This is a genomic window from Neoaquamicrobium sediminum, from assembly GCF_013240295.1.
GTDB classification, from domain to species: Bacteria; Pseudomonadota; Alphaproteobacteria; order Rhizobiales; family Rhizobiaceae; genus Aerobium; species Aerobium sediminum.
In genome coordinates, this window is the sequence record NZ_JABETK010000004.1 from 69,755 (window position 1) to 94,906 (window position 25,152).

26 protein-coding genes and 4 pseudogenes are annotated in these 25,152 nt (G+C 63.7%); 9 read left to right on the forward strand and 21 right to left on the reverse strand.

Annotated features, from left to right (window positions below):
• Window positions 1–117: 117 nt before the first annotated feature.
• Window positions 118–603, forward strand: a complete 486-nt coding sequence (locus tag HK436_RS26285) for a DUF1036 domain-containing protein (RefSeq protein ID WP_173194833.1) — start codon at window positions 118–120, stop codon at window positions 601–603.
• Complete coding sequence (gene pyk, locus HK436_RS26290) at window positions 600–2,036, forward strand: pyruvate kinase (RefSeq protein WP_173194633.1); 1,437 nt, start codon at window positions 600–602, stop codon at window positions 2,034–2,036. The genes HK436_RS26285 and pyk overlap by 4 nt, the downstream gene beginning before the upstream one ends.
• Before the next feature lie 7 nt (window positions 2,037–2,043).
• Here the strand turns inward: pyk and HK436_RS26295 are convergent, their stop codons facing one another.
• The 7 genes from HK436_RS26295 to HK436_RS26325 all read right to left on the reverse strand — a co-directional run bounded on the left by HK436_RS26295 (window position 2,044) and on the right by HK436_RS26325 (window position 6,513).
• Window positions 2,044–3,105 (reverse strand): alpha/beta fold hydrolase, encoded by a 1,062-nt coding sequence (locus HK436_RS26295; protein WP_173194634.1) that lies wholly within the window; start codon window positions 3,103–3,105, stop codon window positions 2,044–2,046.
• Window positions 3,106–3,159: 54 nt separating this feature from the next.
• Window positions 3,160–3,750, reverse strand: coding sequence for a tetratricopeptide repeat protein (locus HK436_RS26300; RefSeq protein ID WP_173194635.1), 591 nt, complete (start codon window positions 3,748–3,750; stop codon window positions 3,160–3,162).
• 65 nt (window positions 3,751–3,815) lie between these two features.
• Window positions 3,816–3,941: a type B 50S ribosomal protein L36 gene (gene ykgO, locus HK436_RS26305; protein ID WP_148913503.1), complete on the reverse strand. Its 126-nt coding sequence runs from the start codon at window positions 3,939–3,941 to the stop codon at window positions 3,816–3,818.
• Window positions 3,942–4,121: 180 nt separating this feature from the next.
• Window positions 4,122–4,625, reverse strand: a complete 504-nt coding sequence (locus tag HK436_RS26310) for a BA14K family protein (protein ID WP_312860780.1) — start codon at window positions 4,623–4,625, stop codon at window positions 4,122–4,124.
• Window positions 4,626–4,729: 104 nt separating this feature from the next.
• Window positions 4,730–5,806, reverse strand: coding sequence for a 5-(carboxyamino)imidazole ribonucleotide synthase (locus HK436_RS26315; RefSeq protein ID WP_173194637.1), 1,077 nt, complete (start codon window positions 5,804–5,806; stop codon window positions 4,730–4,732).
• Complete coding sequence (gene purE, locus HK436_RS26320; RefSeq protein ID WP_173194638.1) at window positions 5,803–6,300, reverse strand: 5-(carboxyamino)imidazole ribonucleotide mutase; 498 nt, start codon at window positions 6,298–6,300, stop codon at window positions 5,803–5,805. Before purE ends, HK436_RS26315 begins: the two co-directional genes overlap by 4 nt.
• A gap of 9 nt (window positions 6,301–6,309) precedes the next feature.
• Window positions 6,310–6,513: a YdcH family protein gene (locus HK436_RS26325; protein WP_173194639.1), complete on the reverse strand. Its 204-nt coding sequence runs from the start codon at window positions 6,511–6,513 to the stop codon at window positions 6,310–6,312.
• 229 nt (window positions 6,514–6,742) lie between these two features.
• Between HK436_RS26325 and HK436_RS26330 the strand changes: the two genes are divergently transcribed.
• Window positions 6,743–6,919, forward strand: a complete 177-nt coding sequence (locus tag HK436_RS26330; protein WP_173194640.1) for a YdcH family protein — start codon at window positions 6,743–6,745, stop codon at window positions 6,917–6,919.
• A gap of 176 nt (window positions 6,920–7,095) precedes the next feature.
• Here the strand turns inward: HK436_RS26330 and HK436_RS26335 are convergent, their stop codons facing one another.
• The 3 genes from HK436_RS26335 to HK436_RS26345 all read right to left on the reverse strand — a co-directional run bounded on the left by HK436_RS26335 (window position 7,096) and on the right by HK436_RS26345 (window position 8,979).
• Complete coding sequence (locus tag HK436_RS26335) at window positions 7,096–7,359, reverse strand: ArsR/SmtB family transcription factor (protein ID WP_173194641.1); 264 nt, start codon at window positions 7,357–7,359, stop codon at window positions 7,096–7,098.
• Between the two features lie 29 nt (window positions 7,360–7,388).
• A complete protein-coding gene (locus tag HK436_RS26340) occupies window positions 7,389–8,684 on the reverse strand; it encodes an MFS transporter (protein WP_173194642.1) in 1,296 nt (431 codons plus the stop codon).
• A gap of 100 nt (window positions 8,685–8,784) precedes the next feature.
• Window positions 8,785–8,979: a DUF1192 domain-containing protein gene (locus tag HK436_RS26345; RefSeq protein WP_173194643.1), complete on the reverse strand. Its 195-nt coding sequence runs from the start codon at window positions 8,977–8,979 to the stop codon at window positions 8,785–8,787.
• 106 nt (window positions 8,980–9,085) lie between these two features.
• On the opposite strand from HK436_RS26345, the pseudogene HK436_RS26350 reads away from it, so the two are divergent.
• From HK436_RS26350 to HK436_RS26360, 3 genes and pseudogenes are all read left to right on the forward strand, one after another.
• A pseudogene (locus HK436_RS26350) lies at window positions 9,086–10,086 on the forward strand (NAD(P)H-quinone oxidoreductase).
• Window positions 10,087–10,113: 27 nt separating this feature from the next.
• Window positions 10,114–10,545, forward strand: a complete 432-nt coding sequence (locus tag HK436_RS26355; protein ID WP_173194834.1) for an SAM-dependent methyltransferase — start codon at window positions 10,114–10,116, stop codon at window positions 10,543–10,545.
• Window positions 10,546–10,687: 142 nt separating this feature from the next.
• Window positions 10,688–11,385, forward strand: a pseudogene (locus tag HK436_RS26360) (DUF1013 domain-containing protein).
• Between the two features lie 60 nt (window positions 11,386–11,445).
• On the opposite strand, the gene HK436_RS26365 reads toward HK436_RS26360, so the two are convergent.
• The 4 genes and pseudogenes from HK436_RS26365 to HK436_RS26380 all read right to left on the reverse strand — a co-directional run bounded on the left by HK436_RS26365 (window position 11,446) and on the right by HK436_RS26380 (window position 15,823).
• Window positions 11,446–12,135, reverse strand: a complete 690-nt coding sequence (locus tag HK436_RS26365) for a helix-turn-helix transcriptional regulator (RefSeq protein ID WP_173194644.1) — start codon at window positions 12,133–12,135, stop codon at window positions 11,446–11,448.
• Window positions 12,136–12,253: 118 nt separating this feature from the next.
• Window positions 12,254–12,436 (reverse strand): YjiS-like domain-containing protein, encoded by a 183-nt coding sequence (locus HK436_RS26370; RefSeq protein WP_244649457.1) that lies wholly within the window; start codon window positions 12,434–12,436, stop codon window positions 12,254–12,256.
• A gap of 87 nt (window positions 12,437–12,523) precedes the next feature.
• On the reverse strand, window positions 12,524–13,783 hold the full coding sequence (locus HK436_RS26375; protein ID WP_173194645.1) for an Hsp70 family protein: 1,260 nt from the start codon (window positions 13,781–13,783) through the stop codon (window positions 12,524–12,526).
• 131 nt (window positions 13,784–13,914) lie between these two features.
• Window positions 13,915–15,823 (reverse strand): annotated as a pseudogene (locus tag HK436_RS26380) (propionyl-CoA synthetase).
• 154 nt (window positions 15,824–15,977) lie between these two features.
• Between HK436_RS26380 and HK436_RS26385 the strand changes: the two are divergent.
• A complete protein-coding gene (locus HK436_RS26385) occupies window positions 15,978–16,139 on the forward strand; it encodes a hypothetical protein (protein WP_173194646.1) in 162 nt (53 codons plus the stop codon).
• 8 nt (window positions 16,140–16,147) lie between these two features.
• Here the strand turns inward: HK436_RS26385 and HK436_RS26390 are convergent, their stop codons facing one another.
• From HK436_RS26390 to tkt, 4 genes and pseudogenes are all read right to left on the reverse strand, one after another.
• A complete protein-coding gene (locus tag HK436_RS26390; protein ID WP_244649458.1) occupies window positions 16,148–17,056 on the reverse strand; it encodes a fructose bisphosphate aldolase in 909 nt (302 codons plus the stop codon).
• A gap of 330 nt (window positions 17,057–17,386) precedes the next feature.
• Window positions 17,387–18,579, reverse strand: a pseudogene (locus tag HK436_RS26395) (phosphoglycerate kinase).
• A gap of 20 nt (window positions 18,580–18,599) precedes the next feature.
• Window positions 18,600–19,607 (reverse strand): type I glyceraldehyde-3-phosphate dehydrogenase, encoded by a 1,008-nt coding sequence (gene gap / locus HK436_RS26400; protein WP_173194647.1) that lies wholly within the window; start codon window positions 19,605–19,607, stop codon window positions 18,600–18,602.
• A gap of 159 nt (window positions 19,608–19,766) precedes the next feature.
• Window positions 19,767–21,758, reverse strand: coding sequence for a transketolase (gene tkt, locus HK436_RS26405; RefSeq protein WP_173194648.1), 1,992 nt, complete (start codon window positions 21,756–21,758; stop codon window positions 19,767–19,769).
• A 268-nt stretch (window positions 21,759–22,026) separates the two neighbouring features.
• Here tkt and HK436_RS26410 point away from each other — a divergent pair, with 268 nt between their 5' ends.
• Together HK436_RS26410 and HK436_RS26415 are read left to right on the forward strand one after the other, a co-directional pair.
• A complete protein-coding gene (locus HK436_RS26410; RefSeq protein ID WP_173194649.1) occupies window positions 22,027–22,299 on the forward strand; it encodes a DUF4164 domain-containing protein in 273 nt (90 codons plus the stop codon).
• 11 nt (window positions 22,300–22,310) lie between these two features.
• Window positions 22,311–22,682, forward strand: coding sequence for a cell division protein ZapA (locus HK436_RS26415; RefSeq protein WP_173194650.1), 372 nt, complete (start codon window positions 22,311–22,313; stop codon window positions 22,680–22,682).
• Window positions 22,683–22,754: 72 nt separating this feature from the next.
• Here HK436_RS26415 and HK436_RS26420 read toward each other — a convergent pair whose 3' ends face one another.
• The 3 genes from HK436_RS26420 to HK436_RS26430 are packed head-to-tail and all read right to left on the reverse strand — an operon-like array spanning window position 22,755 to window position 25,150.
• On the reverse strand, window positions 22,755–23,057 hold the full coding sequence (locus HK436_RS26420; protein WP_173194651.1) for a CcdB family protein: 303 nt from the start codon (window positions 23,055–23,057) through the stop codon (window positions 22,755–22,757).
• A complete protein-coding gene (locus HK436_RS26425; protein ID WP_173194652.1) occupies window positions 23,057–23,293 on the reverse strand; it encodes a type II toxin-antitoxin system CcdA family antitoxin in 237 nt (78 codons plus the stop codon). Before HK436_RS26425 ends, HK436_RS26420 begins: the two co-directional genes overlap by 1 nt.
• A gap of 48 nt (window positions 23,294–23,341) precedes the next feature.
• The gene (locus tag HK436_RS26430; RefSeq protein ID WP_173194653.1) at window positions 23,342–25,150 is read right to left on the reverse strand and encodes an ABC-F family ATP-binding cassette domain-containing protein; all 1,809 of its coding nucleotides are present in this window, start codon (window positions 25,148–25,150) and stop codon (window positions 23,342–23,344) included.
• Between the last annotated feature and the right edge of the window lie 2 nt (window positions 25,151–25,152).

Consider the following 25,152-nt stretch of genomic DNA (forward strand, 5'->3'; position numbering starts at 1 on the left):
TCGTCGGCTGTCGAATCCGCAATCTAAATCGGTTCACCTGCCCGTCGGCATGCGTTGACACAGGCTTGCACTTCCCCGAAAAGGACTTGAGAGATGACGATTCCGGTGGCGAGGGTGATGAAGACGGCTTCGGCGAGAGCGACACGTTTCTGCCTCCTGGCAGGCCTGTCCGGCTTCGCCATAGCGGGTTCCGCGCTGGCGACCGCGACACCGGCGCTTGCCGATTTCCGCGTCTGCAACGCCACGCAAAGCCTCGTCGGCGTTTCCATCGGCTATCGCGCCAGCACCGGCTGGGTCACCGAGGGCTGGTGGCATATCGAAGGTTCGACCTGCAAGACGCTGATCGAGGGCGCGCTGTCCTCACGCTATTATTATCTCTATGCCGAAGACGCCGAGCGCGGCGGACGCTGGGACGGGCCGGTCAACATGTGCGTGGCCGAGCGCGAGTTCAAGATTGCCGGTGCCGGAGACTGCTTCGCGCGCGGCTTCCAGCGCGCTGGCTTCCAGGAATACGACACACGGGAACAGGCGAGCTGGATGGTCCAGCTCACCGACGAGCCGGCAAATGGCGGCGCTGCCGTCACGGGAACGGGTAATCAATGAGACGCAGCCGCAAGGTCAAGATACTCGCGACGCTCGGACCGGCATCTTCGGAAGAAGTTATGATCAGGCGGCTTTTCGAAGCCGGGGCGGACGTGTTCCGCATCAATATGAGCCACGCCGACCATCCGCTGATGCGCACGCTGGTCGAGCGCATCCGCAAGGTGGAAAAGGATGTCGGCCGTCCGATCGGCATTCTTGCGGATTTGCAGGGGCCGAAGCTCCGCGTAGGCAAGTTTGCCAGTGATTCCGTCGAATTGACGCCGGGCCAGACCTTTGTACTGGATGACGACCCCGCGCCCGGCGACGAGACGCGCGTGCAGCTTCCGCATCCGGAGATCCTGCAGTCGGTCGAACCGGGCCACAGGCTTCTGATCGATGACGGAAAGCTTCAGCTCAAGGCGGTCGAGACCGACGGGCACAAGATCGTCTGCACCGTCGTCGCCGGCACGAAAATATCCAATCGCAAGGGTGTAAGCCTGCCCGATACCGACCTGCCGATCGGCGCGCTGACGGACAAGGACCGCAAGGATCTCGAGGCGGTTCTTGCCACGGGCGTCGACTGGATCGCGCTGTCCTTCGTGCAGCGGCCTGAAGATCTGGCGGAAGTGCGCAAGGTTGCGCGCGGTCGCGCCGCGCTGATGTCCAAGATCGAGAAGCCGCAGGCAGTCACGCGGCTCGCCGAGATCATAGAACTGTCCGACGCGCTGATGGTGGCGCGCGGCGACCTCGGCGTGGAAATGCCGCTCGAGGCGGTGCCCGGCATCCAGAAGCAGATCACCCGCGCCGCCCGGCGCGCCGGCAAGCCCGTGGTGGTTGCCACCCAGATGCTTGAATCGATGATCACCGCGCCGGTTCCGACACGCGCCGAGGTTTCCGACGTCTCGATTGCCGTTTTCGAAGGTGCGGACGCGATCATGCTTTCAGCCGAATCGGCTGCCGGCGACTATCCGGTCGAGGCAGTAGCCACAATGGACGCGATTGCGACGCAGGTGGAGAAGGACCCGCTTTATCCCGGCATCATCAACGCCCAGCGCTCCGAACCCGAGGCGACCGGCGCCGACGCCATCTCGCTCGCCGCACGGCAGATCGGCGAGACGCTGAAGCTGTCGGCGATCGTGACCTACACCTCCTCCGGCACCACCGGCCTTCGTGCGGCCCGCGAGCGCCCGCAACTGCCGATCATCGCGCTGTCGCCCGTTGTCGAGACCGCACGACGGCTGTCGCTGGTGTGGGGCACCCATTGCGTCGTGACGCAGGACGCAAGCAACCTCGACGACATGGTCGATCGCGCCTGCCGCATCACCTACCAGGAAGATTTCGGCCAAGCCGGTGATCGCATCATCATCACCGCCGGCGTTCCGCTGGGCACGCCGGGCGCAACCAACATGCTGCGCATCGCCTATATCGGCTCTGACGGCATGAGCGGTCTCTGACAGGTCTTCAACCCGCCGGGGAGAGTTCGGGTTTCTCGTCGGGGCAGGCAGCGGCAGGGCCGAACGCGTCGTCTTCTATGCGGGCCTCAACCTGCCTTGCCGCCGCTTGAAGGTCGACGGCATTGCCTGACACCTTTTCGATCGCCGCGACCACCAGATCAGGCGCCACCCAGTCGGGTTTGTGGCCTAGATTATCCACCCAGACCATCTCGGCGCCCGGAATGTCGCGTGCCAGCCCAACCGAGTGGATTTCCTCGTAGACGACCGTATCGCGGTTGCCCGAGATGACGACGGTTGGCGCAGCGATCTCGCCGTAGCGTTTCGAATAGGCGGCGACGTGGTCATACAGGCCCGCGACATCGGTGGCGTTCCATCGGAAGGCGGAAGCGCGCAGCACCAGCGGTATTGCTGCGTCGGCGAGATAGCTCTCCGGCATGCGGTTCGGCGCGAACACGCAGGCAGAAGCAGCTCCCATCTGCAGCGTCCCGCCGGGCCATGCGAGCGCTTCCACGAAAAGACGCCCCAGCACGGGCATCGACGACAGTTTGTAATACCAGGATGTCGCCCCGCCGGGCCAAGGGTGCGTCGCAGCCGAAAGGAATACCAGCCCCTGGGTCTTGTCGGGATGCTCAACGGCAAATGCGGCAGCGACCGCACCACCGAAGGAATGGCCGACGATAACCGCCTTTTCCATGCCGTAATGATCCATAAGAGCCGCGATCGTATTCGCCTGCGCCACGGGATCGCCATTTCCGGAGCCGCGCTCCGACCATCCATGTCCGGGTCGGTCCGCAAACAGCATCTCGGCCCTGCCTTCCAGCAGCGGGCGTACCGGAACCATCTGGTCCAGCAGATTGCCGCTTGCGCCGTGGATGAACACCACCGGGGGCAGGTCAGCCGCCGAACCGGCCGGAATATGGACGTGATGGACTTTCGTACCTCCGACTTCCGCGAAGCTGCCGACAGGCGGATAGCGCCGTTCGATCAGCCATGCGCCGACGCGGCTGACCCCGACGAGCGCGAGGAAGAGGGCGAGCAGGCCGCAGATCGCGGCGGTAAGAAGATTCATGCGGATAATTACGAGGAAGTATGAGGATCAGTTTCGCCTGGCTTCAGCCAGCCGTCAAATGCCTTGGCCGGCAAGTTCGTCAGCCAGATTGCCGAGTTCCGTCTGGGCGCTGCGCATCATTGGATAAACGTTGAGCACACGCTCATAGGCGTGCATCGCTGCCTCCTTGTGACCGGTGTTCTTGAGGATCGTCGCCATGCCGCCAAGGGCGCCGAAATGGCGTGGCTCGAGGCGAAGCACACGGCCAATGTCAGCCATCGACTTCGAATAATTCTCCATCGTGAAATGCAGCGTGGCGCGCCGGTTCCAGCCCTCTGCATAGTCGGGTGCCAGCATCACCACCTGATCGAGGAAATCCATCGCGACCGCGTTGTCTTCCTTCTTCATGGCCTCCTGCGACCATTGCATCAGAAGATCGACGGAGGCGCTTCCCGAGCGCGCCCATTCGCTGCGTAGACGTGAAGCCACACGCTCTGCCGCCTGTTCGTTGCGCGCCCGCCTCAATTCATCGAATAGCCTGTCGACCCGCGCCTGCGGTTCTTCGGCAGCAATACCGGTGGACGACCGCCCGGTTGTCTGGGCGTGCGCCGCCGCAAGGGGCAATGCCACCAGAATCACCGTCAAAATGGCAAAAACGCTCCGCATGCGGGAGAAGGTACCCCCGCATCGCGGAACGTCAAACTGAAATTCGCGTGAGAAGCGCGCGGGCCTCAGCCTTGGCGAGCCTTGAAGCGCGGCGCGGTCTTGTTGATGATGTAGACGCGGCCCTTGCGGCGAACCATGCGGTTGTCGCGGTGACGGCTCTTGAGCGCCTTGAGCGAGTTCTTGATCTTCATCGGTCTAGCCCGTTTCCTGATGCCCTGGCGGGCCAACATAAAAGCGCGCCCGAGGCGCGCCGCAAATCTGCGATGGCTCATAGACGAGTTGACGGGGCCGTGTCAACCGCGCAGACGCCTTGTAGCGCTCTTGCAGAGGGTGCCCGGCCCGCTTGGCGGGGGCCGGGCATCCGTTCATTCTCAGCTATATGGCGATACGCACTGGCGGCGCGGACCGTTATATGGCTGATAGGTATTGTCGGAGGCCCGATACGACCGCCACCGATCGTAACACCACTGGACGTGAGCGGAGCCGCCACGCGATCTGGCCGCAGGCGCCTGGTTCATCGCTCCACCGATGATCGCACCGGCGATGAAGGCCGCCGGCGGGAACCAGAAACCATTATACTGCCGGTAGCCGGGACGACGATCCCTGTAGCCTCTGTGACCACGCCAGTAAGTGCTGTTTCCACGGCGTTCGAACCTGTCTCGGCCCCGATCCCTGCGGTTGTCGCGACGGTAGTCACGGTCTCGCCGATACTGCACATTCGTCACATCGGAAGATACGGCCGGCGCATTGGGCACGAAAACCGGCGCAGCGGCAGCGGGTACCGCCGTACCAACTGCAAATGAAAGCGCCAGCACATGGCAAAGCGCGGATGATAATTTGAACATTGAACAGCCTCCTGCATAAGTCCCTATCATTGAGGAAACGGCAGGGCCGGCCTTTAGTTTCGTTACATTATGGCAATGTTGGCGGGAGCGTCCGATGAAGCCGCACACCTGCCCCACGGCCGTCGCTCGGCGGATCACCGTGCGAGGCGCGTGAAGTGGCCCATCTTGCGTCCGGGTCGAGCCTCGGCCTTGCCATAGAGATGCAGCATCACGCCCGGTTCGGCGAGTAACGCTGGTGCCCGCTCGACATCGTCGCCGATCAGGTTCTCCATAACGCAGTCGCTGTGGCGAGCAGAGTCGCCAAGCGGCAGTCCGGCGACCGCGCGAATATGCTGCTCGAATTGCGAGACCAGGCATGCGGCCTCGGTCCAGTGCCCGGAATTGTGCACCCGCGGCGCAATCTCGTTGGCAAGCACGCTGCCATCCGCCATCACGAAAAACTCGACGCCTATGACGCCGACATAGCCGAGCCCATCGAGGATTGCCTTCGCCGCCTCCCGGGCCGCTGAAAGCGTAGCCGGCGATGCAATGGCCGGCACCGTCGACGTATGCAAGATGCCGGCGCGGTGGACGTTTTCAGCCGCATCGTAGACGGCGATGGCGCCATCTCGCCCGCGCGCCGCGATAACGGATATTTCTCGCTCGAACGGAACCAGCGCCTCGAGGATGAGCGGCACGCCACCCATCTCGTCATAGCAACTGGCAATCTCTGCCATACCGCCTGCCCGGAACACGCGCTGGCCCTTGCCGTCGTAGCCCATGCGCCGTGTCTTGAGCACACCTGCTCCACCAAAGGTGCTCAAAGCCTTGTCGAGATCTGCATCGCTGTCCACGGCAACGAAGCGCGCTGTGGATATGCCCATCTCGTTCAGCGCAGTCTTCTCGACGAGACGATCCTGGGCAACCTCAAGCGCACGCGGCGGCGGGGAGACAGTCACGTCGGCAGCCAGCATTTCGGCTGCATGGACAGGCACGTTCTCGAATTCGTAGGTCACCACAGCGCATTCCCGCGCCAGTTCGGCCAGCGCATGTGCATCGTCATAGGCGGCAATAATCTGGCGGCTGGCGACCTGCGCGGCGGGACAATCGGCCTGCGGCTCGAGCACGATGATGCGATAGCCGAGCCGGGCCGCGGCCATCGCCAGCATGCGGCCGAGCTGGCCGCCCCCGATGATGCCGATACAGGCGCCGGGCTGAAGCGGGAAGGTCATGTGTCGTCGGAGGGCTGTTCGGCCACGGCGGCGGTGCGCGCCGCGCGCCACCCATCGAGGCGCGCCGCCAGCGCCTCGTCTCCAAGAGCGAGAACTGCGGCGGCCAGGAGCGCCGCGTTCGTCGCACCCGCCTTGCCAATGGCAAGCGTGCCGACGGGAATGCCGGCCGGCATCTGCACGATCGACAGGAGGGAATCCTGCCCCGAAAGCGCCTTCGATTCGACGGGCACGCCGAATACCGGCAACGGCGTCATCGCAGCGGTCATGCCGGGCAGGTGCGCTGCACCGCCGGCGCCGGCGATAATCACCTTGAAGCCGGCAGGCTTGGCACCAGTCGCGAAATCGTAGAGGCGCTGCGGAGTGCGGTGTGCCGACACGATGCGGCATTCATGCGAAATGCCAAGTTCGCCAAGCGTATCTGCGGCGTGCCGCATGGTCGCCCAATCCGACTGGCTGCCCATGATGATGGCGACGTCAGCGCTGTGGCCGGTCATGTCCGTCCCTCACGCGATTATGTCGGGAATGATACGATCTTCCAGCTGCTGCATGCGGTCCTTCAGGGTCAGTTTCTTCTTCTTCATGCGCTGGATCTGCAGTGGATCGCAGCCCACCGCGATCATCGCATTGATCGCGGCATCGAAGTCCGTGTGTTCCTGTTTGACCTTTGCAAACTCGAGACGAATCTCGGCCTGTTCCTGTTCCGACATGCTCAACCGTCTGAAGATTGTGAGGCGGGAATCGCCTGCGCGGGCGGGTTCCGGAGCTTCCGCGACCGGCGAGCGCCTCATAACACATTTCGACCTGTCAGGAAATGCTACTACGCTCCATTCGACACGATTGTCGTTCGATGGCAAAGTGTCATGGCGCTGTCACGAAGCGACCTGCGGTGGACGCTCGGGATGGCGCGATCGAGGAACGATGAAGGGAGAATCTATCATGTCTCTTGCATCCCATCTTGCAGAGCTGCAACGGAAGCATGGCGATATCGAACGCGAGATCGACGAGGCTTTGACGCACCCGTCGTGCGATACCCTCGAAATCGCCAGGCTCAAGCGGCGCAAGCTGGCCCTCAAGGACGAGATAGAAAAACTGAGGTCGCCGACGCGACATTAATCGGCACATAGGCACCGAAACGGTGCTGCACCTGTAGCAAAGCCGATGGCGCCCGCGCCATCGGCCTTAGGGGCTTTTTCCGCCCGCAAATGCGCATGCGGGCCTACGCCGCATCGAGCCGCAAATGCGCATGCGGGCCTACGCCGCATCGAGGATGTGCCGGCGCCGCGGCGGCGCTATTCTTCCCAGAACTGATCCAGCCAGATGTTAAGCTTCAGAAACCCCTGGTTGCTGATCGCATAGATACGCCGCGTTCCCTGCGAGCGGGCGCTGACCAGTCCGGTATCCAGCAAGACCTTGAGATGTTGTGAAACGGCGGGCCGCGAGACTGGCAACCCCAAGGCGAGTTCGTTGACGGTCTTCGGCCCGCGCCTCAACTCTTCGAGTAGATGACGGCGATTGGTGTCCGCAATGGCCATGAACGCGTCTGGCTGGGTCATGGTTATTTGTAACCCGCCCGCAGCGAAGTTCAATTGGCTTGTGGCTGGGGCTCGCTTGTGCCGATCGTGTCGTCGGAAGCCGCATGGGCCTCCTGATCGGCGCGCGGATCGAGCAGGCCTGCCTGTGGCGTGACCGCACGCTCGGAAGGCAGTGTCTTGAAGGCCTCGCGATCTTCAAGCGGCACCGGTGCCCGGCGCGTCGTGCGCAGCATCGCATAACCACCGAGCGACAAGTGCGCCAGCGCGGTGGCCAGGAACAGGCTTTCGGGCCGCATCTGCGCCATCAGGAAAGCACCGACCAGCGGGCCGATCATCGTGCCAAAGCCGTAAAGCAGCAGCAGGCCACCCGAAACCTTGACGAAATCCTCCGTGCTTGCGTGATCGTTGGCATGCGCAACGGCGATCGAATAGAGCGTATAGGCGAGCGCGCCATAGGCAGCCGTCAGGACCAGTATGGCCACGCTGGAACGCGGCGCCAGTGCAAAAACCAGAAGCGCGAAGAGGGCCGAACCGAAAGCTGCCGCCGCCAGCACGTAGCGGCGGTCGGTGCGATCCGAGGCGCGGCCGACGGGAAGCTGCGTCACCGCGCCTGCCACGACCACGAGGCTCATCATCAGCGCGATTTCGGCCGTCGATATGCCGACGCGGGCACCGTAGACCGCGCCCAGCGTGCCCCATGCGCCATTGGCCACGCCTACCAGCACGCAGCCCACGGCCGCGACAGGCGAGTTGCTGTAGAGCCCCTTGAGATCGAGCTTCACATCGGCAAGCGGTTCCGGCGTCGCAGCAGAGGAGATCGCGGTCGGGATGAGGGATGCGCAGAAGAAGATGCCAGCCACCATGAACAAAGCCGCGCTGACGATTTCGCCTGCGGCCACGATCATCTGGCCGCCCATGATGGAGGCGTATGTGACCATCATGTAGAGACCGAAGACCGTGCCGCGATTGTCGTTGGTCGCTTTCTCGTTCAGCCAGCTCTCGATGATCATGAACGCGCCGGCCATGGTGAAGCCGGTCCCCGCACGCAGCGCGATCCAGGCGTATTCGTCAACCCACAGCCCCGTCAGAAGCGCTATGATGGCGCCGGAAGCGGCAAACACGCCGAATGACCGCACGTGGCCGACCTTGCGCACCAGCCGCGGCGCAAAATAGCAGCCGGCGACGAACCCGCCCGCCCATGCGGTACCGAAGAGCCCCAGGGAAGCGGTCGAAAAACCCTCCGCCTGGCCGCGCAGCGGCAGGAGCAGACCATGGAGGCCCGACGCGGCAAGAAGAAAGGCTGTTCCGCAGAGCAGCGAAAAAATCGGGCGGTATGTCGCGAGCATGTCTCGTCGGCGGCCTTCTTGCTGTGGGGCTTTGATTCGAAACTAGAAATGAATCAGGCGATTACGTGCCGATATCCGACAGATCGCGAACGATCCACACCTATTCGCGACGAAACAGTGCTTCGGCAGCGAGCCTTGTCGAGCCCTTTGCCTGAAGCTCGGCTTCAAGGCGCGCGATTTCGCCCCTGAGCTGGCCGATCCTTTCCTCAAGCTCGCCGACCGAGAGCAACGACAGGTCCTGTCCGATCTCGTGGACGCGTTTTGGCTTCACCGGTTCGTCGTCGAACAACGCCATCCTGCTTGTCCTCCCACTTTGCCTTGTGGCCGACAAGTCTACATAAGGGAGGCGGGTCGAGGCAAACGCCCCGGCCACGAATTGACCAGACGCAGGCGAGGCACGCATGGACAAGATTCCGGAAAAAATGACGGCGATAGCGATCGTCGAGCCGGGTGGGCCGCTGGTCCTCAAACCCGAGCGACGTGATGTCCCCAAGCCGGGCAATGGCGAAATCCTGATCCGCGTGCGCGCGGCCGGCGTGAACAGGCCCGACGTCGCCCAGCGCAAGGGCACCTACCCGCCCCCACCAGGCGCATCCGACCTGCCCGGGCTTGAGGCAGCCGGCGAGGTTGTCGCGGTGGGCTCCGGAGCGAAGCGCTGGCGATCGGGGACGCCGTCACCGCGCTGACGCCGGGTGGCGGATATGCTGAATATGTCGCGGTGCACGAAAGTAATGCCCTGCCGGTCCCGCACGGTTTCACTTTCACCGAAGCAGCCGCTTTGCCGGAGACCTTCTTCACCGTCTGGCACAATGTCTTCCAACGCGGCGGCCTGCAGCCGGGTGAAAGCCTGCTGGTGCATGGCGGCTCTTCGGGTATCGGCACCACGGCCATCCAGCTCGCATCGAGCTTCGGGTCCACTGTATTCACCACGGCCGGCTCTGCCGATAAATGCGGGGCATGCGAGAAACTCGGCGCCAGCCGCGCGATCAATTACCGCGAGGAGGACTTCGTCGCCGTCATCAAGGAGGTGACCGAGGGCAAGGGCGTCAATGTCATCCTCGACATGGTGGGCGGCGACTATGTCGACCGCAATTACGAGGCCGCTGCCCTCGATGGCCGCATTGTCCAGATCGCCACGCTGGGCGGCCCCAAGGCGCCCGCGAATTTCGCGCGGCTCATGGTCAAGCGCCTGTCTCATACCGGTTCCACGCTGCGCCCGCGCGATGTCGCCTTCAAGGGACAGATCGCCGCCGAACTGGAGGCGAAAGTCTGGCCGCTGCTGGCCGACCGGCGGATCGCGCCCGTCATGGACATGATCTTCCCGTTGAAAGAAGCTTGGCGTGCGCATGAGCGGATGGAGGAAGGCGACCATATCGGCAAGATCGTGCTGGATGTAGCATAGCCCGCCAAACTCGATGAGGCCACGAATCTGACGGATCGCCTGTCCCCGCGTCTTCTCGCCATCGTCGAGGCACTGCCTCTGCGTTCCGGCATCCGTGTGCTTGAAATAGGCTGCGGACCGGGTGCCGCAGCTCGCGAGGTCGCGCGCAGGATCGGCAGCGGCCACGTGCTCGCCATCGATCGCTCGCGCAAGGCTATCGAACAGGCCGAAGCCGCCTGCCGCGACGAAATCGCCGCCGGAATCATCTCACTGCGACAGGTCACGGCGGAGGATTTCGAGCTTCTTCCCCGTGAAGAAAAGTTCGATCTCGCCTTCGCAGTACGTGTCGGCGCGTTCGATGGGCGTCACCCTGCTGCCGGCGAAAAGGCCCTGCCCCGCATTGCCGCGGCATTGAAGCCAAGCGGCCGGCTCTTGATCGATGGCGGCGATCCACTGCGCGAGCTGCCATTGCAGCGGTGAGATGCAGCTGTCCTGTGCCTAAGACATCGGCTCGCATTGCGAAGGACGCCGAATAACGTTATATGCGGGGTGATTTCCCAAATTTGGTGGCTTCGCCCACCGCCCGCGACAGGGACGCGGGCGAACGAGAAGGATTTTATCCATGGCCAACACGCTTCTGATGCCCAAGGCGACAGCCGTCTGGCTCGTCGACAACACCGCGCTGTCGTTCGACCAGATCGCGCAGTTCTGCAAACTCCACCCGCTTGAGGTCAAGGCGATCGCCGATGGCGAGGCCGCGCAGGGCATCAAGGGTCTCGACCCCGTGATGACCGGCCAGCTTTCGCGCGACGAGATCGCGAAGGGCGAGGCGGATGCCGAACATCGTCTCAAGCTCTCCGAGCCGAAGGTGCGCGTGCCCGAATCCAAGCGCCGCACTCCGCGCTACACGCCGCTTTCAAGCGCCAGGACCGCCCGAACGCGATTCTGTGGCTGGTCAAGAATCACCCGGAACTGAAGGATGCGCAGATCTCGCGCCTCGTCGGCACCACCAAGTCGACCATCGAGCAGATCCGCAACCGCACCCACTGGAACTCGAACAACCTCGTGCCGATGGACCCGGTGACGCTGGGCCTGTGCTCGCAAATCGATCTCGACCTCGAAGTGCAGCGCGCTTCGCGCGGCCAGCCTGCGGCGGCGCCTGCCGGCGACACCCTGCTGCCTGCCTCCATGACCGAGTCGCTGGAGGTTGGCGCGGATCGTTCGGCAAAGGACGAGAGCGAAGACGAACTCGACGCGGATGCTGTTTTCGCCAAGCTGTCTTCGCTCAAGTCGACGTCGCAGGACGAAGACGAGGAATAGCCCACAAGAAGATCAGTAGCCGGACAATCGCTTAGGTCGATGTCCGGCTCGCGAGCCTGGTTACGACTGCCCGCGCATCTCAAGAGTGCGGTAGAAATCGGCGAGCTGCTTGCCGCGCTCCGGCCGGAAGGTGCGTCCGGACGGCGTTATCTGCGCAATGCGGTCGATGCGGAAGGCGCGGAAATCGTCGCGCAGTTCGCACCACGCCACCAGCGTCCAGACCTTGCCCCAGAACCACAGGCCTAACGGCCGTATGTCGCGCTGGGACGCCCGCCCGGCTTCGTCGCTGTAATCAATGTTCAGAACGCTGCGCCCGTCCACGGCGCGTTCCAGCAGGTCGATCGACTTGCGCTCGGCCTCGCCCACGACCCAGTCGGGCATGTGGATTTCGGTGCGCGCGATGCGCGCCTTTTCCTGGTCGGGCAGCACGGCGCCGATCTTGACCAGCGCTTCCTCGGCCGCCCGCGCCATGTCGGCACCGCCGAAGGCGCGCACCATGCGCGCGCCGGCAACCAACGCGACGATTTCGTCACGCGTGAACATCAGCGGCGGAAGGTCGAAACCTTCCCTCATCAGATAGCCGACGCCGGCTTCTCCATCGATCGGCACACCGGTCGACTGCAGGTCGGCTATATCGCGGTAGATCGTGCGCTCCGAGACTTCCAGCCGCTCCCCGAGCATGCGCGCGGTCACGAGCCTTCCGCCCCGCAAATGCTGGACGATCTGAAACAAGCGGTCTGCACGGCGCATGGAAAGAAGCCCTCGAACGGATGAATCCGGGAGGCGGACTATGCCAGCAGCCTCCTGACAACATAGTGTCAGGAGGTTGTCGGGAGGGAAAGCCGCCGGATCGCATCGTCCGAAACCGTCAGCCGTTGCGGCCAGCCGGCACGCGCTGCCGGTCAGGCAGACCGTCCGGCCAGCCGATGTCCTTGCGCAGATGCGCCGAAAGACCGTCGATGGCGCGGCGCGTGCGTCGGCGTTCGTTGAAGCTGCGGAACTGGGTGACGGCGTCCTCCATGAGGGACAGCAACAGGGGCGTGCGGGGCATGACATAGTCTCCTTTCACCTTGGAAAGAGACAATGACACACCCCTGCGGACAGCCTTGCGTCAGGAGCCTCCGCGACCAGAATGCTGTCAGGCGAAGCGCCTCGCCGCATCCACCGCAAGCCCCAGGCCGACGGCTCCGAAACGGTCGATCTGGGCGATGCGCGCATGCGGAAAACGGACAACCACCGCATCGCGAACCGCAGGCACCTGCGCGCCGCCGCCGGTCATCACCACCGTATCGATGGCTTCCGCAACGACACCCGCATCCACGAGCGCGGCATCGATGGCAATGCCGATTCTGGAAACCAGCTCGCCGGTCGCCTGCGTGAATTCGGTGCGCGAAACAGGCACCTCCAGCGACAGGCCGGGCTCGCGCAACGTGATGACGGCATCCTCGGCATCCGTCAGCTCGATCTTGGCCTTCTCGACCTGCGCGGCCAGCCGATGGCCCGAGCGGTGCGCCAGCAGGTGCTGGTAGACCTCAAGTTTCTCTGGCTCTGCCGCCTCGCGCTTCAGCGACTGGATGTCCCGCATCGTTGCCGCCGTATAGAGCTGGTTGATCTTGTGCCAGGTCGCCATGTCGTTGAAGTACCAGACCGGCAGATGGCGCTTGCCGTCGCGCGTGCGCGTGCCAAGACCCATGCGCGGCATCACGCGTGAAATGCTCAACTGGCGGTCGAAATCGGTGCCGCCGACATGAACGCCAGACGTCGAGAGGATGTCGTCGCGTCGGTCGGCCGCGCGGCTGCGCTCCGGCGACAGGCGCAGCACGGAAAAGTCGGACGTGCCGCCCCCGATGTCGACGACGAGCGCGAGCACCTCGGCATTCAGGTCACGTTCGAAGCCCATGGCTGCGGCCACAGGCTCGAACTGGAACTCGATGTGTCGGAAGCCTTCGGCCCGCGCGGCCGCTTCGAGCTGATCCTGCGCGGTTCGGTCGGCCTCCGGATTGCCGTCAACGAAAAAGACCGGTCGGCCAAGCACGATATGATCGGGCACGTCGCCGGCCTGAGCCTCGATCCGCGCACGCAGGTGGCGCAGGAAACGGCCGATCAGCCCCTGAAACGTCATGCGGTCTCGTCCGACCTGCGTGGTTTCCTTCATCAGGCTCGAGCCGAGAACCGACTTGAGCGCGCGCATGAAGCGGCCTTCAGCGCCGTCCATATATTCATGCACCGCCGAGCGGCCGAAATGAACGCTGCCGTCTTCGAGGCTGAAGAACAGCGCCGAAGGAATCGTCACCTGCGCGTCTTCGACGGGGATCAGGAACGGATCGCCGCCGGCCGCGCAAAGGCCGACAGTGGAATTGGTGGTGCCGAAATCGACGCCACAATAATGGGGAGACATCGCAAAACGCCCGCAATGCTTCGCCGAGGGCGACGAAACGCCAGGGCGAAGGGATGACCGGAAAGGGCGGCCTCTCTACCGCATCACGGCAAGGATGAGAACCCCTCTTCCGCTGCGAACATGCGCTTCGGTCAGACCCCGATGCCCCTGCCCTTCAGCGCGGCCTCGATCTCGTCGAGGATCGCCGGGTCGTCGATCGTTGCCGGCATGGTCCAGCCTTCCTTGTCGGCGATCTTCTGCATCGTTCCGCGCAGGATCTTGCCGGACCGCGTCTTTGGAAGCCGCTTGACCGTTACCACCGACTTGAACGCCGCGACCGGACCGATGCGCTCGCGCACCAGGGCGACGATCTCCTTTTCGATCTCCGGCCCCTCCCGCGCCACACCCGCGTTGAGCACGACGAAGCCGCATGGAACCTGGCCCTTCATCGGGTCGGCGATGCCGACAACGGCGCATTCGGCGACATCCGGATGCTCGGCAACCACCTCCTCCATGCCGCCTGTCGACAGGCGGTGCCCGGCGACATTGATGATGTCGTCGGTGCGGGCCATGATGAAGAGGTAGCCGTCCTCGTCGATCAGCCCTGCATCGGCCGTCTTGTAGTAGCCGGGAAACTCGGAAAGGTAGGCGCTGCGGAAGCGATCGTCCGCATTCCACAGCGTCGGCAGGCAGCCGGGCGGCAGTGGCAGCTTGACGACCACGTTGCCCAGTGTCCCGGTTGGCACCGCGTGCCCCGCATCATCAAGCACCTGAACGTCGAACCCAGGCATCGGCACGGCGGGCGAGCCGTATTTGACCGGCAGAAGCCCGAGCCCGACCGGGTTCTGGCTGATCGGGTGGCCGGTCTCGGTCTGCCACCAATGGTCGATCACCGGCACGCCCAGTTGCGCTTCCGCCCATTTGATGGTTTCCGGATCGGCACGTTCGCCGGCGAGGAACAGGGTCCTGAACCCGGAGAGATCATTATTTCCCGACGAACTCGCCCTTCGGATCCTGCCCCTTGATCGCCCGGAATGCCGTGGGCGCCGTGAACATCGCGGCGACGCCGTGTTCGGCGATCACGCGCCAGAAGGTGCCGGCGTCGGGCGTGCCGACCGGCTTACCCTCGAACAGGATCGTCGTGCAGCCGTGAAGCAGGGGCGCATAGACGATGTAGGAATGGCCCACCACCCAGCCGACATCGGAAGCCGCCCAGAAAACCTCGCCCGGCTTGACGCCGAATTCGTTCCACATCGACCATTCGAGCGCGACCATGTGGCCGCCATTGTCGCGCACCACGCCCTTGGGCTGGCCGGTGGTGCCGGACGTGTAGAGCACGTAGAGCGGGTCGGTCGCCGCCACCGGCTCGCAGTCGACCCAGGCGCCGGTCTTCTTTGCCGCAGCCGTCACTTCGGCCATGTCGAGATCGCGGTTAGGCACGAGATCGCAGGGCTGCTGCTCGCGCTGCAGCACCACGCAATGTTCAACTTTATGCTTGGCCATGACGATGGCGCCGTCGAGCAGCGGCTTGTAGGCAACGATGCGGCCGGGCTCGACACCGCAGGATGCAGAGACGATCAGCTTCGGCTGCGCATCGTCGATCCGTGTTGCCAGTTCCTTTGCCGCGAAACCGCCGAAGACGACAGAGTGGACGGCCCCGAGCCGCGCGCAGGCGAGCATCGCGAACACGGCTTCAGGCACCATCGGCATGTAGATGATGACCCGGTCGCCCTTGGCCACACCCTGCTCACGCAGGACGGCAGCAAGCGCAACGACCTCGTCGCGCAACTGCGCATAGGTGAAGCTCTTCTTCGCTCCGGTGATCGGGCTGTCATAGATTAGGGCCGTCTGGCCGGCGCGCCCGCCGTCGACATGACGGTCGAGGACGTTGAAGCAGGTGTTGCAGGTTGCGCCGGTGAACCAGCGGCCATAGACGCCCTGCTCGGCATCAAAGATGCGCTCGGGCGGCGTGAACCAGTCGATCGCCTTGGCTGCTTCCGCCCAGAACGCTTCGGGATCGCTTTTCCAGCCGGCATAAACCTCGTGATAGCGCGACGACATGCTTCCTCCCCTGGCAGTGCTTGTCGGGCTGTTCTATCCGCCACGGCCTCCTGCCGTCCATCTGACTAAGGAAGCATAGCTGCCCGCACTTTGACAGACGTCAAGGATGCTGCTCAAACGGGCGCGGCGCAATCGCAACGCAACCCGGAACGGCATGAGCAAAATCCTATCGATGGTGATCGTCGGCCTGATGATCGTGCAGATCATCAGGCCGCTGGGTCTGCCTGGGCTGAAGCACCGCGCCGACTTCTGGAAGCTGGCGGTCGTTGCGCTCGGCCTGATCGTCGTGACAGCGGGGCTAAGCCACGGCGGCTGACCGGACGGTCAGCCTGCGCGGGATGCCTCGAATATGCTGTCGATCGCCGAGCCAAGTGCCGCGTCGAACTCGGCATCGCTCTGCTGGGCCGAAAGCCCTTCGGTCAGTGCTCGCGAGAAACTAGCGATCATGCCCGCATTCTGCTTCAGCTTGGCGTTCGCGTCGTCGCGCGAATACCCGCCCGAAAGGGCTACCACCCGCATGACGCGCGGATCGTCGATCAGCGGCTTGTAGAGGTTTGCCTTCGTGGGCAGCGTCAGCTTAAGCATCACTTGCTTGCCGGCCGGCACGCTGTCCAGATGCTTCTGGATTTCCGCAAGCAGCATGTCCTCGGCTTCGGCCTTGTCGGCGATCGAGATAGTCACTTCCGGCTCGATGATCGGTACGAGCCCGTGACCCAGGATCTGCCGGCCGACCTCGAACTGCTGGGCAACGACCGCAGCGATCCCTTTCGGATTTGCCGCGTCGATCACCGAGCGCATCTTGGTGCCGAAGACGCCGTTTGCGACGGCACGCTCCAGCAGCGCATCGAGATCCGGCATGGGCTTCATCAGCTTGACGCCGTCGGCCTCGTCGGCGAGGCCCTTGTCGACCTTCAGGAACGGCACGACGCCACGCTTCTCCCAGAGGTATTTCGCTGTCGGCGTGCCGTCGATGTCGCGATCCATCGTCTGTTCGAACAGGATCGCGCCCATCACCTTGTCGCCAGTGAACGCAGGCGACTTGATGATCCGCGCCCGCATCTGGTGGATGAGATCGAACATCTCATCATCGTTCGACCATGCGCCCTGCTCGACACCGTAGAGCTTCAGCGCCTTCGGCGTGGACCCGCCCGACTGGTCGAGCGCTGCAATGAAGCCGTCCTTGTTTGCGGCCTGATCCGTCATCGCCGCGCCGTTTTCAAGACGTTCGCTCATTCTTGTGCCTCCAGATTGTCCTTTCAGGCCGCTTACCAGATGCGGTCCGAAAGCGGAATGGAGCCGGGCAGGTCGAATCGATTGAAAGCGATTTCAAATGTTTAAGAGGGTAAACGGCGAAGTGGGCGTTCTCCGTTAAGCGTCATCCCGCCCAAGGGAGCGCAGCGACCGCAGAGCCGGGACCCATTGAGCAGCGTGGCCGGGCCGCGGGTTCGCGCAGCATCGGTCGTATGCGCCAGCGCCGGAACCGGGCCGTGCTCCACGATACTCCGACCAATGGGTCCCGGCTCTGCGGTCGCTGGCTCCCTTGGCCGGGATGACGTGATTAGCTTATCTCGCCAATGCCACCACGCCCGGCAGTTCCTTGCCTTCCATCCATTCAAGGAAGGCGCCACCGGCGGTTGAGACGTAGCTGAAGTCATCGGCAACCCCGGCATGGTTCAGAGCCGACACCGTATCGCCGCCGCCAGCGACCGAGACCAGCTTGCCAGCCCTGGTCCGGTCGGCCGCGAACTTCGCCGCAGCCACGGTCGCCGCGTCGAACGGCTCGATCTCGAAGGCGCCGAGCGGGCCGTTCCAGACCAGCGTCTGCGCTTTTTCGATCCACTGGTTGACCACTTCGACAGTCTTCGGCCCGACATCGAGGATCATCGCATCGGCCGGAACGGCCTCCACGGAAATGGTTTCGTTCGCGGCATTCGCCTTGAATTCCCTGGCCACGACGGCGTCGGTCGGCAGAACGATCGCGCATCCGCGGTCGCGGCCTCGATCATGATCTGCTTGGCCGTCGGGGCGAGATCGTGTTCGCACAGCGACTTGCCGACGTCGGTGCCGCGCGCGGCGAGGAACGTGTTGGCCATGCCGCCGCCGATGACCAGTGCGTCAACCCGTTTGACGAGGTTCATCAGCAGGTCGATCTTGGTCGACACCTTGGCACCGCCGACGATCGCGACTACCGGCTTCACCGGCTTGCCAAGGCCTTTTTCAAGTGCCTCCAGCTCAGCCTGCATGGTGCGTCCGGCATAGGCCGGCAGCAGGTGCGCGAGGCCCTCGGTCGAGGCATGCGCGCGATGGGCGGCGGAAAAGGCGTCGTTGACGTAGAGGTCGCCGTTGGCGGCGAGCGCCTTGACGAAATCGGGATCGTTCTTTTCCTCGCCCTTGTGGAAGCGGGTGTTTTCCAGAAGCAGGATGTCGCCATCGGCAAGGGCCGCAATTGCCTCAGCAGCCCGTTCGCCGATGCAATCGGCCGCGAAAGCCACCTTTCGGCCGAGCACGCCGGCTGTCGCCGCGGCAATAGGCTCAAGCGACATTTCCGGGTTCGGCTCGCCTTTCGGGCGACCGAAATGGGCGAGAAGGATGACCTTCGCGCCCTTGTCTGCGAGTTCGGTGATCGTTGGCGCGACCCGCTCGATGCGGGTCGCGTCGGTTACCTGTCCGTCCTTGACGGGTACGTTGAGGTCGACGCGGACGAGTACCCGCTTGCCCGAAACCTCTGCCTCGTCGAGCGTGCGAAAGCCTGTCATCGTCGTTCCCCGTACCGCGATCAGATGGTCTTCGCCAGCGCGACAGCCGTATCGGCCATGCGGTTCGAGAAGCCCCACTCATTGTCGTACCACGACATCACGCGCACGAGGTCGCCTTCGATGACCTTGGTCTGGTCGAGCGCGAAAGTGGACGATGCCGGGTTGTGGTTGAGGTCGATCGAAACCAGCGGCTCGTCGGTGTAGGCGAGGATCCCCTTGAGCGGGCCGTCCGCCGCCGCCACCAGCGCCGCGTTCACCTCTTCGACGGTGACCTTGCGCTTCGGCACGAACTTGAAGTCGATGACCGAGACGTTCGGGGTCGGCACGCGGATCGACACGCCGTCGAGCTTGCCCTTGAGTTCCGGCAGAACGAGGCCGACGGCCTTGGCGGCACCGGTCGAGGTCGGGATCATCGACACCGCTGCCGCGCGGGCGCGGTAGAGGTCCTTGTGCATCGTGTCGAGCGTCGGCTGGTCGCCCGTGTAGGCGTGAACCGTCGTCATGAAGCCCTTTTCGATGCCGAAGGCATCGTTGAGGACCTTGGCGACCGGCGCGAGGCAATTGGTGGTGCAGGAAGCGTTGGAGATCACGACATGCTCGTTCGTGAGCTTGTCGTGGTTCACGCCGTAGACCACCGTCAGGTCGGCGCCGTCGGCAGGCGCCGAGACGATGACGCGCTTGGCGCCGGCGGTCAGGTGCGCGGACGCCTTCTCCTTGGAGGTGAAGATGCCCGTGCACTCAAGCACGATATCCACATCCAGTTCGCCCCACGGCAGCTTGGAGGGGTCGCGCTCGGCGAACACCTTGAAGGAGTCGGAGCCAACGGAGATCGTGTCGCCATCGACCTTCACCTCGGAGGGGAACTTGCCGTGCACGCTGTCGTAGCGCAACAGGTGTGCGTTGGTCTCCACCGGCCCGAGATCGTTGATGGCAACGACGTCGATGTCCTTGCGGCCGCTCTCATAGATGGCGCGGACGATGTTCCGGCCGATGCGGCCAAATCCGTTAACTGCGACTTTTACGGTCATGAGGCGGTCTCCCAGGAGGCTTCGAAAGCGTGTTTCGGCGGCATGGCGCAAGGCCCGCCGCCAAGGCAGCGCTTCCATAGCGGCGCGGCGCGGAAGAATCCAGCGTCAGCCGGGATAAAACCGATTAGCACAGAACAGGCGCGGTGCGCCTGCCCCGGCTCAGGCGCTCGCGAGCCGCTTTTCGACGGCCTCGACCGCGGCCTCGGCAGTAATGCCGAAGTGCTTGTAGAGATCCTCGATCTTGCCGCTGGCGCCGAAGCCGCTCATGCCGACAAAAAGTCCGTCGGAACCGATGATCGCGTCCCAGCTCTGCCGCACGCCGGCCTCGATCGCGATCTTGACCGACGCATTGCCAATCAAACCGGCCCGATACTCGTCGCTCTGCGCAGCAAAGATTTCCATGCACGGCACGGAAACGACCCGTGTCCGGTGACCACGCTTCTCGAGTTCGGCGCGAGCGGCGAGCGCGATCTCGACTTCCGAGCCGGTCGCAAAGATCGTCACGGCTGCATCGCCATTGGTTCCGGCGAGTTCGTAGGCGCCGCGAGCAGAAAGGTTTTCGACCGCATGCTCGGTGCGCACGGTCGGCAGGTTCTGCCGGGTCAGCGTAAGCGTGGACGGCGTCTTGGTGGATTCGAGCGCGATCTGCCAGCATTCGGCAGCCTCGACCGCGTCTGCCGGACGCATGACGTAATGGTTCGGGATCGCGCGCAGCGCCGCCAGATGCTCGACCGGCTGGTGGGTCGGCCCGTCTTCGCCAAGACCGATGGAATCGTGGGTCATTACGAATATCGAGCGGATGCCCATCAGCGATGCCAGACGCATCGCCGGCCGCGCGTAATCCGAGAAGGTAAGGAAGGTGCCGCCGTAAGGGATGACCCCGCCGTGCAGAGTCATGCCATTCATAGCGGCCGCCATGCCATGCTCGCGAATGCCGTAATAGACGTAACGACCGGAATAGTCGTCCGGCTTGATCGGTCCGGTCTGGCTGGTCTTGGTGTTGTTGGAGCCGGTCAGGTCCGCCGAGCCACCGATAGTTTCGGTGACCAGGGCGTTGATGACTTCAAGCGCCATTTCTGACGACTTGCGGGTCGCGACCTTGGGTTTGTCTTCGACCAGCTTCTTCTTGTAGTCGACGATGAGCTGGTCAAAACCCTGCGGCAGGTCGCCGCGCATGCGCCGTTCGAACTCGGCGCGCGTGGATGCGTCGGCGGCGCAAAGCCGCTTTTCCCATTCCTTGCGCTCCTTGGCAGCGCGCAGCCCGGCAACACGCCAGGCATCCAGAACATCGGATGGCACCACGAAGGGCTCCGCATCCCAGCCCAGCGCCTTGCGCGCGCCGGCAATCTCTTCCGCACCCAGCGGCGAACCGTGCGCCTTGTTGGTGCCGGCGCGCGTCGGCGCGCCATAGCCGATCGTCGTCTTGGCGGCGATCAGCGTCGGCCGGTCCGACTTGCGGGCCGCCTCGATCGCGGCGGCGATCGCATCCGGGTTGTGGCCGTCTACGCGCGTCGTGTTCCAGCCGGAGGCTTCGAAACGCTTGCACTGATCGGTAGAGTCGGACAGCGAGATCGCGCCATCGATGGAGATGTTGTTGTCGTCCCAGATGACGATCAGCTTGTTCAGCTTCAGATGGCCCGCAAGCGAGATTGCCTCCTGGCTGATACCTTCCATCAGGCAGCCGTCGCCGGCCAGCACATAGGTGTAGTGATCGACTAGGTCGTCGCCGAAGCGCGCATTCATGATGCGCTCCGCAAGCGCCATTCCCACAGAGTTGGCAAGGCCCTGGCCGAGCGGCCCCGTGGTGGTCTCGATGCCGGCGGCATGGCCCCATTCCGGATGGCCGGCGGTGCGCCAGCCGAGCTGGCGGAAATGCTTGATCTGCTCGAGGTCGATGTCCTCGTAGCCGGTCAGGTAGAGCAGCGAATAGAGAAGCATCGAACCGTGGCCGGCCGACAGCACGAAGCGGTCGCGATCGGCCCAGTCAGGCTTCTGCGGATCGTAGGACAGATAGCGGGAAAACAGCACGGTCGCGATATCGGCCGCGCCCATGGGCAGACCGGGGTGGCCCGAATTGGCCTTCTCGACTGCATCCATGGAAAGGAAACGGATCGCATTGGCCATGCGGTCGTGCATTTCGCGTGTGGTCATGATCGCTCGCTTGTCGTCCCGCGCAAGAAAAGGGCCGGATACGGCCCGGAAAGCGAGGGGACACATAGCAGGCGCGCGCCCCGAGTCAACGTTGACACGGCTTCTGTCCGCAGGCTTGCAGCGCTTTCCCGTTCCTTGCGAGTGCGTTTAAAGGGGATAGTCGCGAGCGCCGCGTTGACGCCCGCTTCGCACGCTGCCTAATGTTTCACGGCTAACGCGCTGGGAAAGCGCGCGATTCGGCACCATCTCAGGGGCTGGAACGGATACCATGACCGGGGAAGCGACCCTCAAGGAAGTAATTGCCCGCCTCGGGAAGGCGATCGAGACGCTCGAAGATGCGGTTTCCGCACGATTCGAGCGTGAGCAGGAATATGGCGATGCCGAAGCGGAAGTGCAGCGCATGAACGCCGACCGAGCCCGCCTCGCTCAGGAACTCGATAGTTCTGAAGCCCGCGCCGAACGGCTGGAAGAAGCCAACAAGGAGGTCTCGCGCCGGCTCGTGGCGGCGATGGAGACTATCCGCGCGGTACTCGACAGGTAAAGGACAGGCCCATGGCGCAGGTGACGGTGACGATCGACGGCAAGTCATACCGCATGGCCTGCGATGAAGGGCAGGAAGAACACCTGACCGATCTGGCGACGCGCTTCGACCGCTATGTCTCACATCTGAAGGGATCTTTCGGAGAGATCGGCGACCAGCGCCTGACCGTGATGGCCGGCATCATGGTGATGGACGAACTTGCCGAGTTGCAGAAGCGTATGAAAGGCATGGAGAGCGAGATCGCCACGCTGCGCAAGACGCGCGACGACGCGCTGACCAAGGCTGACAAGAACGATGCGGCACTCACCGGCGCGCTCGCCAATCTGGCCGAGCGCATGGAAGGCCTTGCCGCAAAGCTGAACGCCGACGGCCTGCCCGCCTGACCCGCCTCGGGTCAGTCAGTCGAAAGGTCGACCCGCAGGCATTGCGCGGATAGCCCCTCATGGCCGCCGATCTCAGAACCCCTGGAAGAGCATATCGAGCGCGGCGGTGATTTCATCACGCCGGTCGCTTACATTGGCAATGCGGTCACGGAGCGCAGACACGGGAACTGCAAGCATGTGTTGCGTATAGAGAGCGTAGTGTTTCCCGTCGACGACGAAGATCGGATTGAGCTTCTTCAACGGTGTTCGGTGTGGGTGTTCGGGCAGTAGCGGAATGGCCATCCTGGTGTCGAGGCCGTCGAAAATATCTGCCTGGATGCTCACAAGCAGGTTTTCGCTGCCCCGAGGATCGCGATAGACATCATACCGCGCCATCAGAAACCGCGATATTCCGAGAACGGGAGACCGTGTTCCTCGAAATATCTGTTGTTCTCTTCAATTGCCTCGCGATTCTCCTGCAGCCAGAGCTCGGCTTTGCGCTTGCTTATAGCTTCGGCGATACCGGCGTCAGCGGCACGCGAGACGTTCACATTCAAAGCCTTGGCTTCGGCCAGAATGTCGACGTCGATCGAAAGGTTGACGGATTTGCGTTTCGGAGACTTGGTTAGCATGAGCACACTCCATGTGCATGTTATATGCGCATGGAGTGTGCTCGGCAACTAGCCCTCGATCTCCTCCCGCAGCATCTCCAGCTCCAGCCATTCCTCTTCCATGGTGGAGAGGCCGGCCCGCAGGCCTTCGAGCTGTCCCGCAACCTTCGAAAAGCCGTCAGGGTCCTTTGTGTAGAAGGCTGGATCCGACATTTTGCCTTCGAGAACAGCTATCTTGCCCTCGGTTTCCGCAATCTGCTTCGGCAAATTGTCGAGCGCGAATTTCTGCTTGTAGGAAAGCTTGCGCGCAGATGCCCGAGGCTCGTTCGCGACTGGTTCCTTCTTCTCCCGAGGCTCCTTCTTCGCGGCACGCGCGCGGTCCTGCAGTGCCTGCCCGCCGCGCTGCGCCAGCATGTCGGAATATCCGCCGGCATATTCGATCCAGCGCCCCTCACCGTCGGGGGCAATCACGCTCGTAACAGTTCGGTCCAGGAAGTCGCGGTCGTGGCTGACGAGAAGCACGGTTCCCGGATAGCCGGAAACCAGCTCCTGCAGCAGATCGAGCGTTTCCATGTCGAGGTCGTTGGTCGGCTCGTCAAGCACCAGCAGGTTGGCAGGCCGCGCCAGGATGCGCGCCAGCACCAGCCGCGCCCGCTCCCCGCCCGAAAGCTCGCGCACGGGTGTCCGCGCCTGCTCCGGCTTGAACAGGAAGTCCTTCATGTAGGAAACGACGTGCTTTTCCTCGCCATTGACCACGAGGCTGTCACCCCGGCCGTCGGTGAGATAGTGAGCCAGCGTTTCCGATGGGTCGAGTTCGCGCTTCTGGTCGAGAGCGGCGATCTCCAGATTGGCCCCAAGCCGCACGCTGCCGCCATCCGGCTCCAGCGTACCGATCAGCATCTTCAGGAGTGTGGTCTTGCCGGCTCCATTTGGTCCGACGAGGCCTACCCTGTCGCCTCGCTGGATACGCGTCGAGAAATCCTGCACGACAGCGCGATACCCAAAACTCTTGGCGATATTGCGGGCTTCGATGACCAGCTTGCCGGACTCCGCACCCTCGGCTGCCGACATCGAGGCGACACCCTCGGGCCCACGCGTTCCACGAAATCGCTCGCGCATCGAATGGAGCTCGCCAAGCCGGCGCATGTTGCGCTTGCGCCGTGCGGTCACGCCATAACGCAGCCAGTGTTCCTCGCGCTCGATCTGGCGGCCGAGCTTGTGCTGCTCCAGTTCTTCCTCCTCCAGGAGCCGGTCGCGCCATTCCTCGAAATGCGCGAACCCCTTGTCGAGCCGCCGCGTGGTACCGCGATCCAGCCACACTGTCGCCCGCGACACGCGTTCCAGAAACCGCCTGTCATGCGAAATCATGATGAGCGCCGACTTCGTGCGCTGCAGTTCGCCTTCCAGCCATTCGATGGTGGCCAGGTCGAGGTGGTTGGTCGGTTCGTCGAGCAGCAGAATGTCGGGTTCCGGCGCCATGACGCGGGCGAGCGCGGCACGCCGCGCCTCGCCGCCGGAAAGCGTGCCCGGCCGCTCGTCGCCCGAAAGCCCGAGGCTTTCGATCAGATAGGTGGCGCGATACGGATCGTCTGCCGGCCCCAGGCCGGCCTCGACATAGGCAAGCACACTCGCGTAGCCGTCCATATCGGGCTCCTGCGGCAGATAGCGCACAGTCGCTGTCGGCTGCCGGAAAATCTCGCCGTCCTGCGGCTCGACCATGCCGGCCGCGATCTTGAGCAGCGTCGATTTGCCCGATCCGTTGCGACCCACAAGCGCGATCTTCTCGCCGGAAGATGCCGAGAGCGAAGCGCCGTCGAGCAGCGGAGTGCCGCCGAAGGTCAGCCGAATGCCGTCAAGGGTAAGAAGCGGTGGAGCCATCG

What these genes read in the sequence shown, in the direction of transcription:
- HK436_RS26345 (WP_173194643.1), bottom strand. Translation starts at nt 8,979, where the DNA reads ATGGCGTTGTTCGACGACGAACCGGTGAAGCCAAAACGCGTCCACGAG.
- HK436_RS26420 (WP_173194651.1), bottom strand. Translation starts at nt 23,057, where the DNA reads ATGGCGCGGTATGATGTCTATCGCGATCCTCGGGGCAGCGAAAACCTG.
- HK436_RS26375 (WP_173194645.1), bottom strand. Translation starts at nt 13,783, where the DNA reads ATGTCTCCCCATTATTGTGGCGTCGATTTCGGCACCACCAATTCCACT.
- HK436_RS26385 (WP_173194646.1), top strand. Translation starts at nt 15,978, where the DNA reads ATGAGCAAAATCCTATCGATGGTGATCGTCGGCCTGATGATCGTGCAG.
- HK436_RS26370 (WP_244649457.1), bottom strand. Translation starts at nt 12,436, where the DNA reads ATGCCCCGCACGCCCCTGTTGCTGTCCCTCATGGAGGACGCCGTCACC.
- HK436_RS26325 (WP_173194639.1), bottom strand. Translation starts at nt 6,513, where the DNA reads ATGTCGGAACAGGAACAGGCCGAGATTCGTCTCGAGTTTGCAAAGGTC.
- HK436_RS26415 (WP_173194650.1), top strand. Translation starts at nt 22,311, where the DNA reads ATGGCGCAGGTGACGGTGACGATCGACGGCAAGTCATACCGCATGGCC.
- HK436_RS26310 (WP_312860780.1), bottom strand. Translation starts at nt 4,625, where the DNA reads ATGATAGGGACTTATGCAGGAGGCTGTTCAATGTTCAAATTATCATCC.
- HK436_RS26315 (WP_173194637.1), bottom strand. Translation starts at nt 5,806, where the DNA reads ATGACCTTCCCGCTTCAGCCCGGCGCCTGTATCGGCATCATCGGGGGC.
- pyk (WP_173194633.1), top strand. Translation starts at nt 600, where the DNA reads ATGAGACGCAGCCGCAAGGTCAAGATACTCGCGACGCTCGGACCGGCA.
- HK436_RS26295 (WP_173194634.1), bottom strand. Translation starts at nt 3,105, where the DNA reads ATGAATCTTCTTACCGCCGCGATCTGCGGCCTGCTCGCCCTCTTCCTC.
- HK436_RS26430 (WP_173194653.1), bottom strand. Translation starts at nt 25,150, where the DNA reads ATGGCTCCACCGCTTCTTACCCTTGACGGCATTCGGCTGACCTTCGGC.
- HK436_RS26285 (WP_173194833.1), top strand. Translation starts at nt 118, where the DNA reads ATGAAGACGGCTTCGGCGAGAGCGACACGTTTCTGCCTCCTGGCAGGC.
- HK436_RS26425 (WP_173194652.1), bottom strand. Translation starts at nt 23,293, where the DNA reads ATGCTAACCAAGTCTCCGAAACGCAAATCCGTCAACCTTTCGATCGAC.
- gap (WP_173194647.1), bottom strand. Translation starts at nt 19,607, where the DNA reads ATGACCGTAAAAGTCGCAGTTAACGGATTTGGCCGCATCGGCCGGAAC.
- HK436_RS26410 (WP_173194649.1), top strand. Translation starts at nt 22,027, where the DNA reads ATGACCGGGGAAGCGACCCTCAAGGAAGTAATTGCCCGCCTCGGGAAG.
- HK436_RS26365 (WP_173194644.1), bottom strand. Translation starts at nt 12,135, where the DNA reads ATGCGCCGTGCAGACCGCTTGTTTCAGATCGTCCAGCATTTGCGGGGC.
- purE (WP_173194638.1), bottom strand. Translation starts at nt 6,300, where the DNA reads ATGACCGGCCACAGCGCTGACGTCGCCATCATCATGGGCAGCCAGTCG.
- HK436_RS26300 (WP_173194635.1), bottom strand. Translation starts at nt 3,750, where the DNA reads ATGCGGAGCGTTTTTGCCATTTTGACGGTGATTCTGGTGGCATTGCCC.
- HK436_RS26335 (WP_173194641.1), bottom strand. Translation starts at nt 7,359, where the DNA reads ATGACCCAGCCAGACGCGTTCATGGCCATTGCGGACACCAATCGCCGT.
- tkt (WP_173194648.1), bottom strand. Translation starts at nt 21,758, where the DNA reads ATGACCACACGCGAAATGCACGACCGCATGGCCAATGCGATCCGTTTC.
- ykgO (WP_148913503.1), bottom strand. Translation starts at nt 3,941, where the DNA reads ATGAAGATCAAGAACTCGCTCAAGGCGCTCAAGAGCCGTCACCGCGAC.
- HK436_RS26330 (WP_173194640.1), top strand. Translation starts at nt 6,743, where the DNA reads ATGTCTCTTGCATCCCATCTTGCAGAGCTGCAACGGAAGCATGGCGAT.
- HK436_RS26390 (WP_244649458.1), bottom strand. Translation starts at nt 17,056, where the DNA reads ATGAGCGAACGTCTTGAAAACGGCGCGGCGATGACGGATCAGGCCGCA.
- HK436_RS26340 (WP_173194642.1), bottom strand. Translation starts at nt 8,684, where the DNA reads ATGCTCGCGACATACCGCCCGATTTTTTCGCTGCTCTGCGGAACAGCC.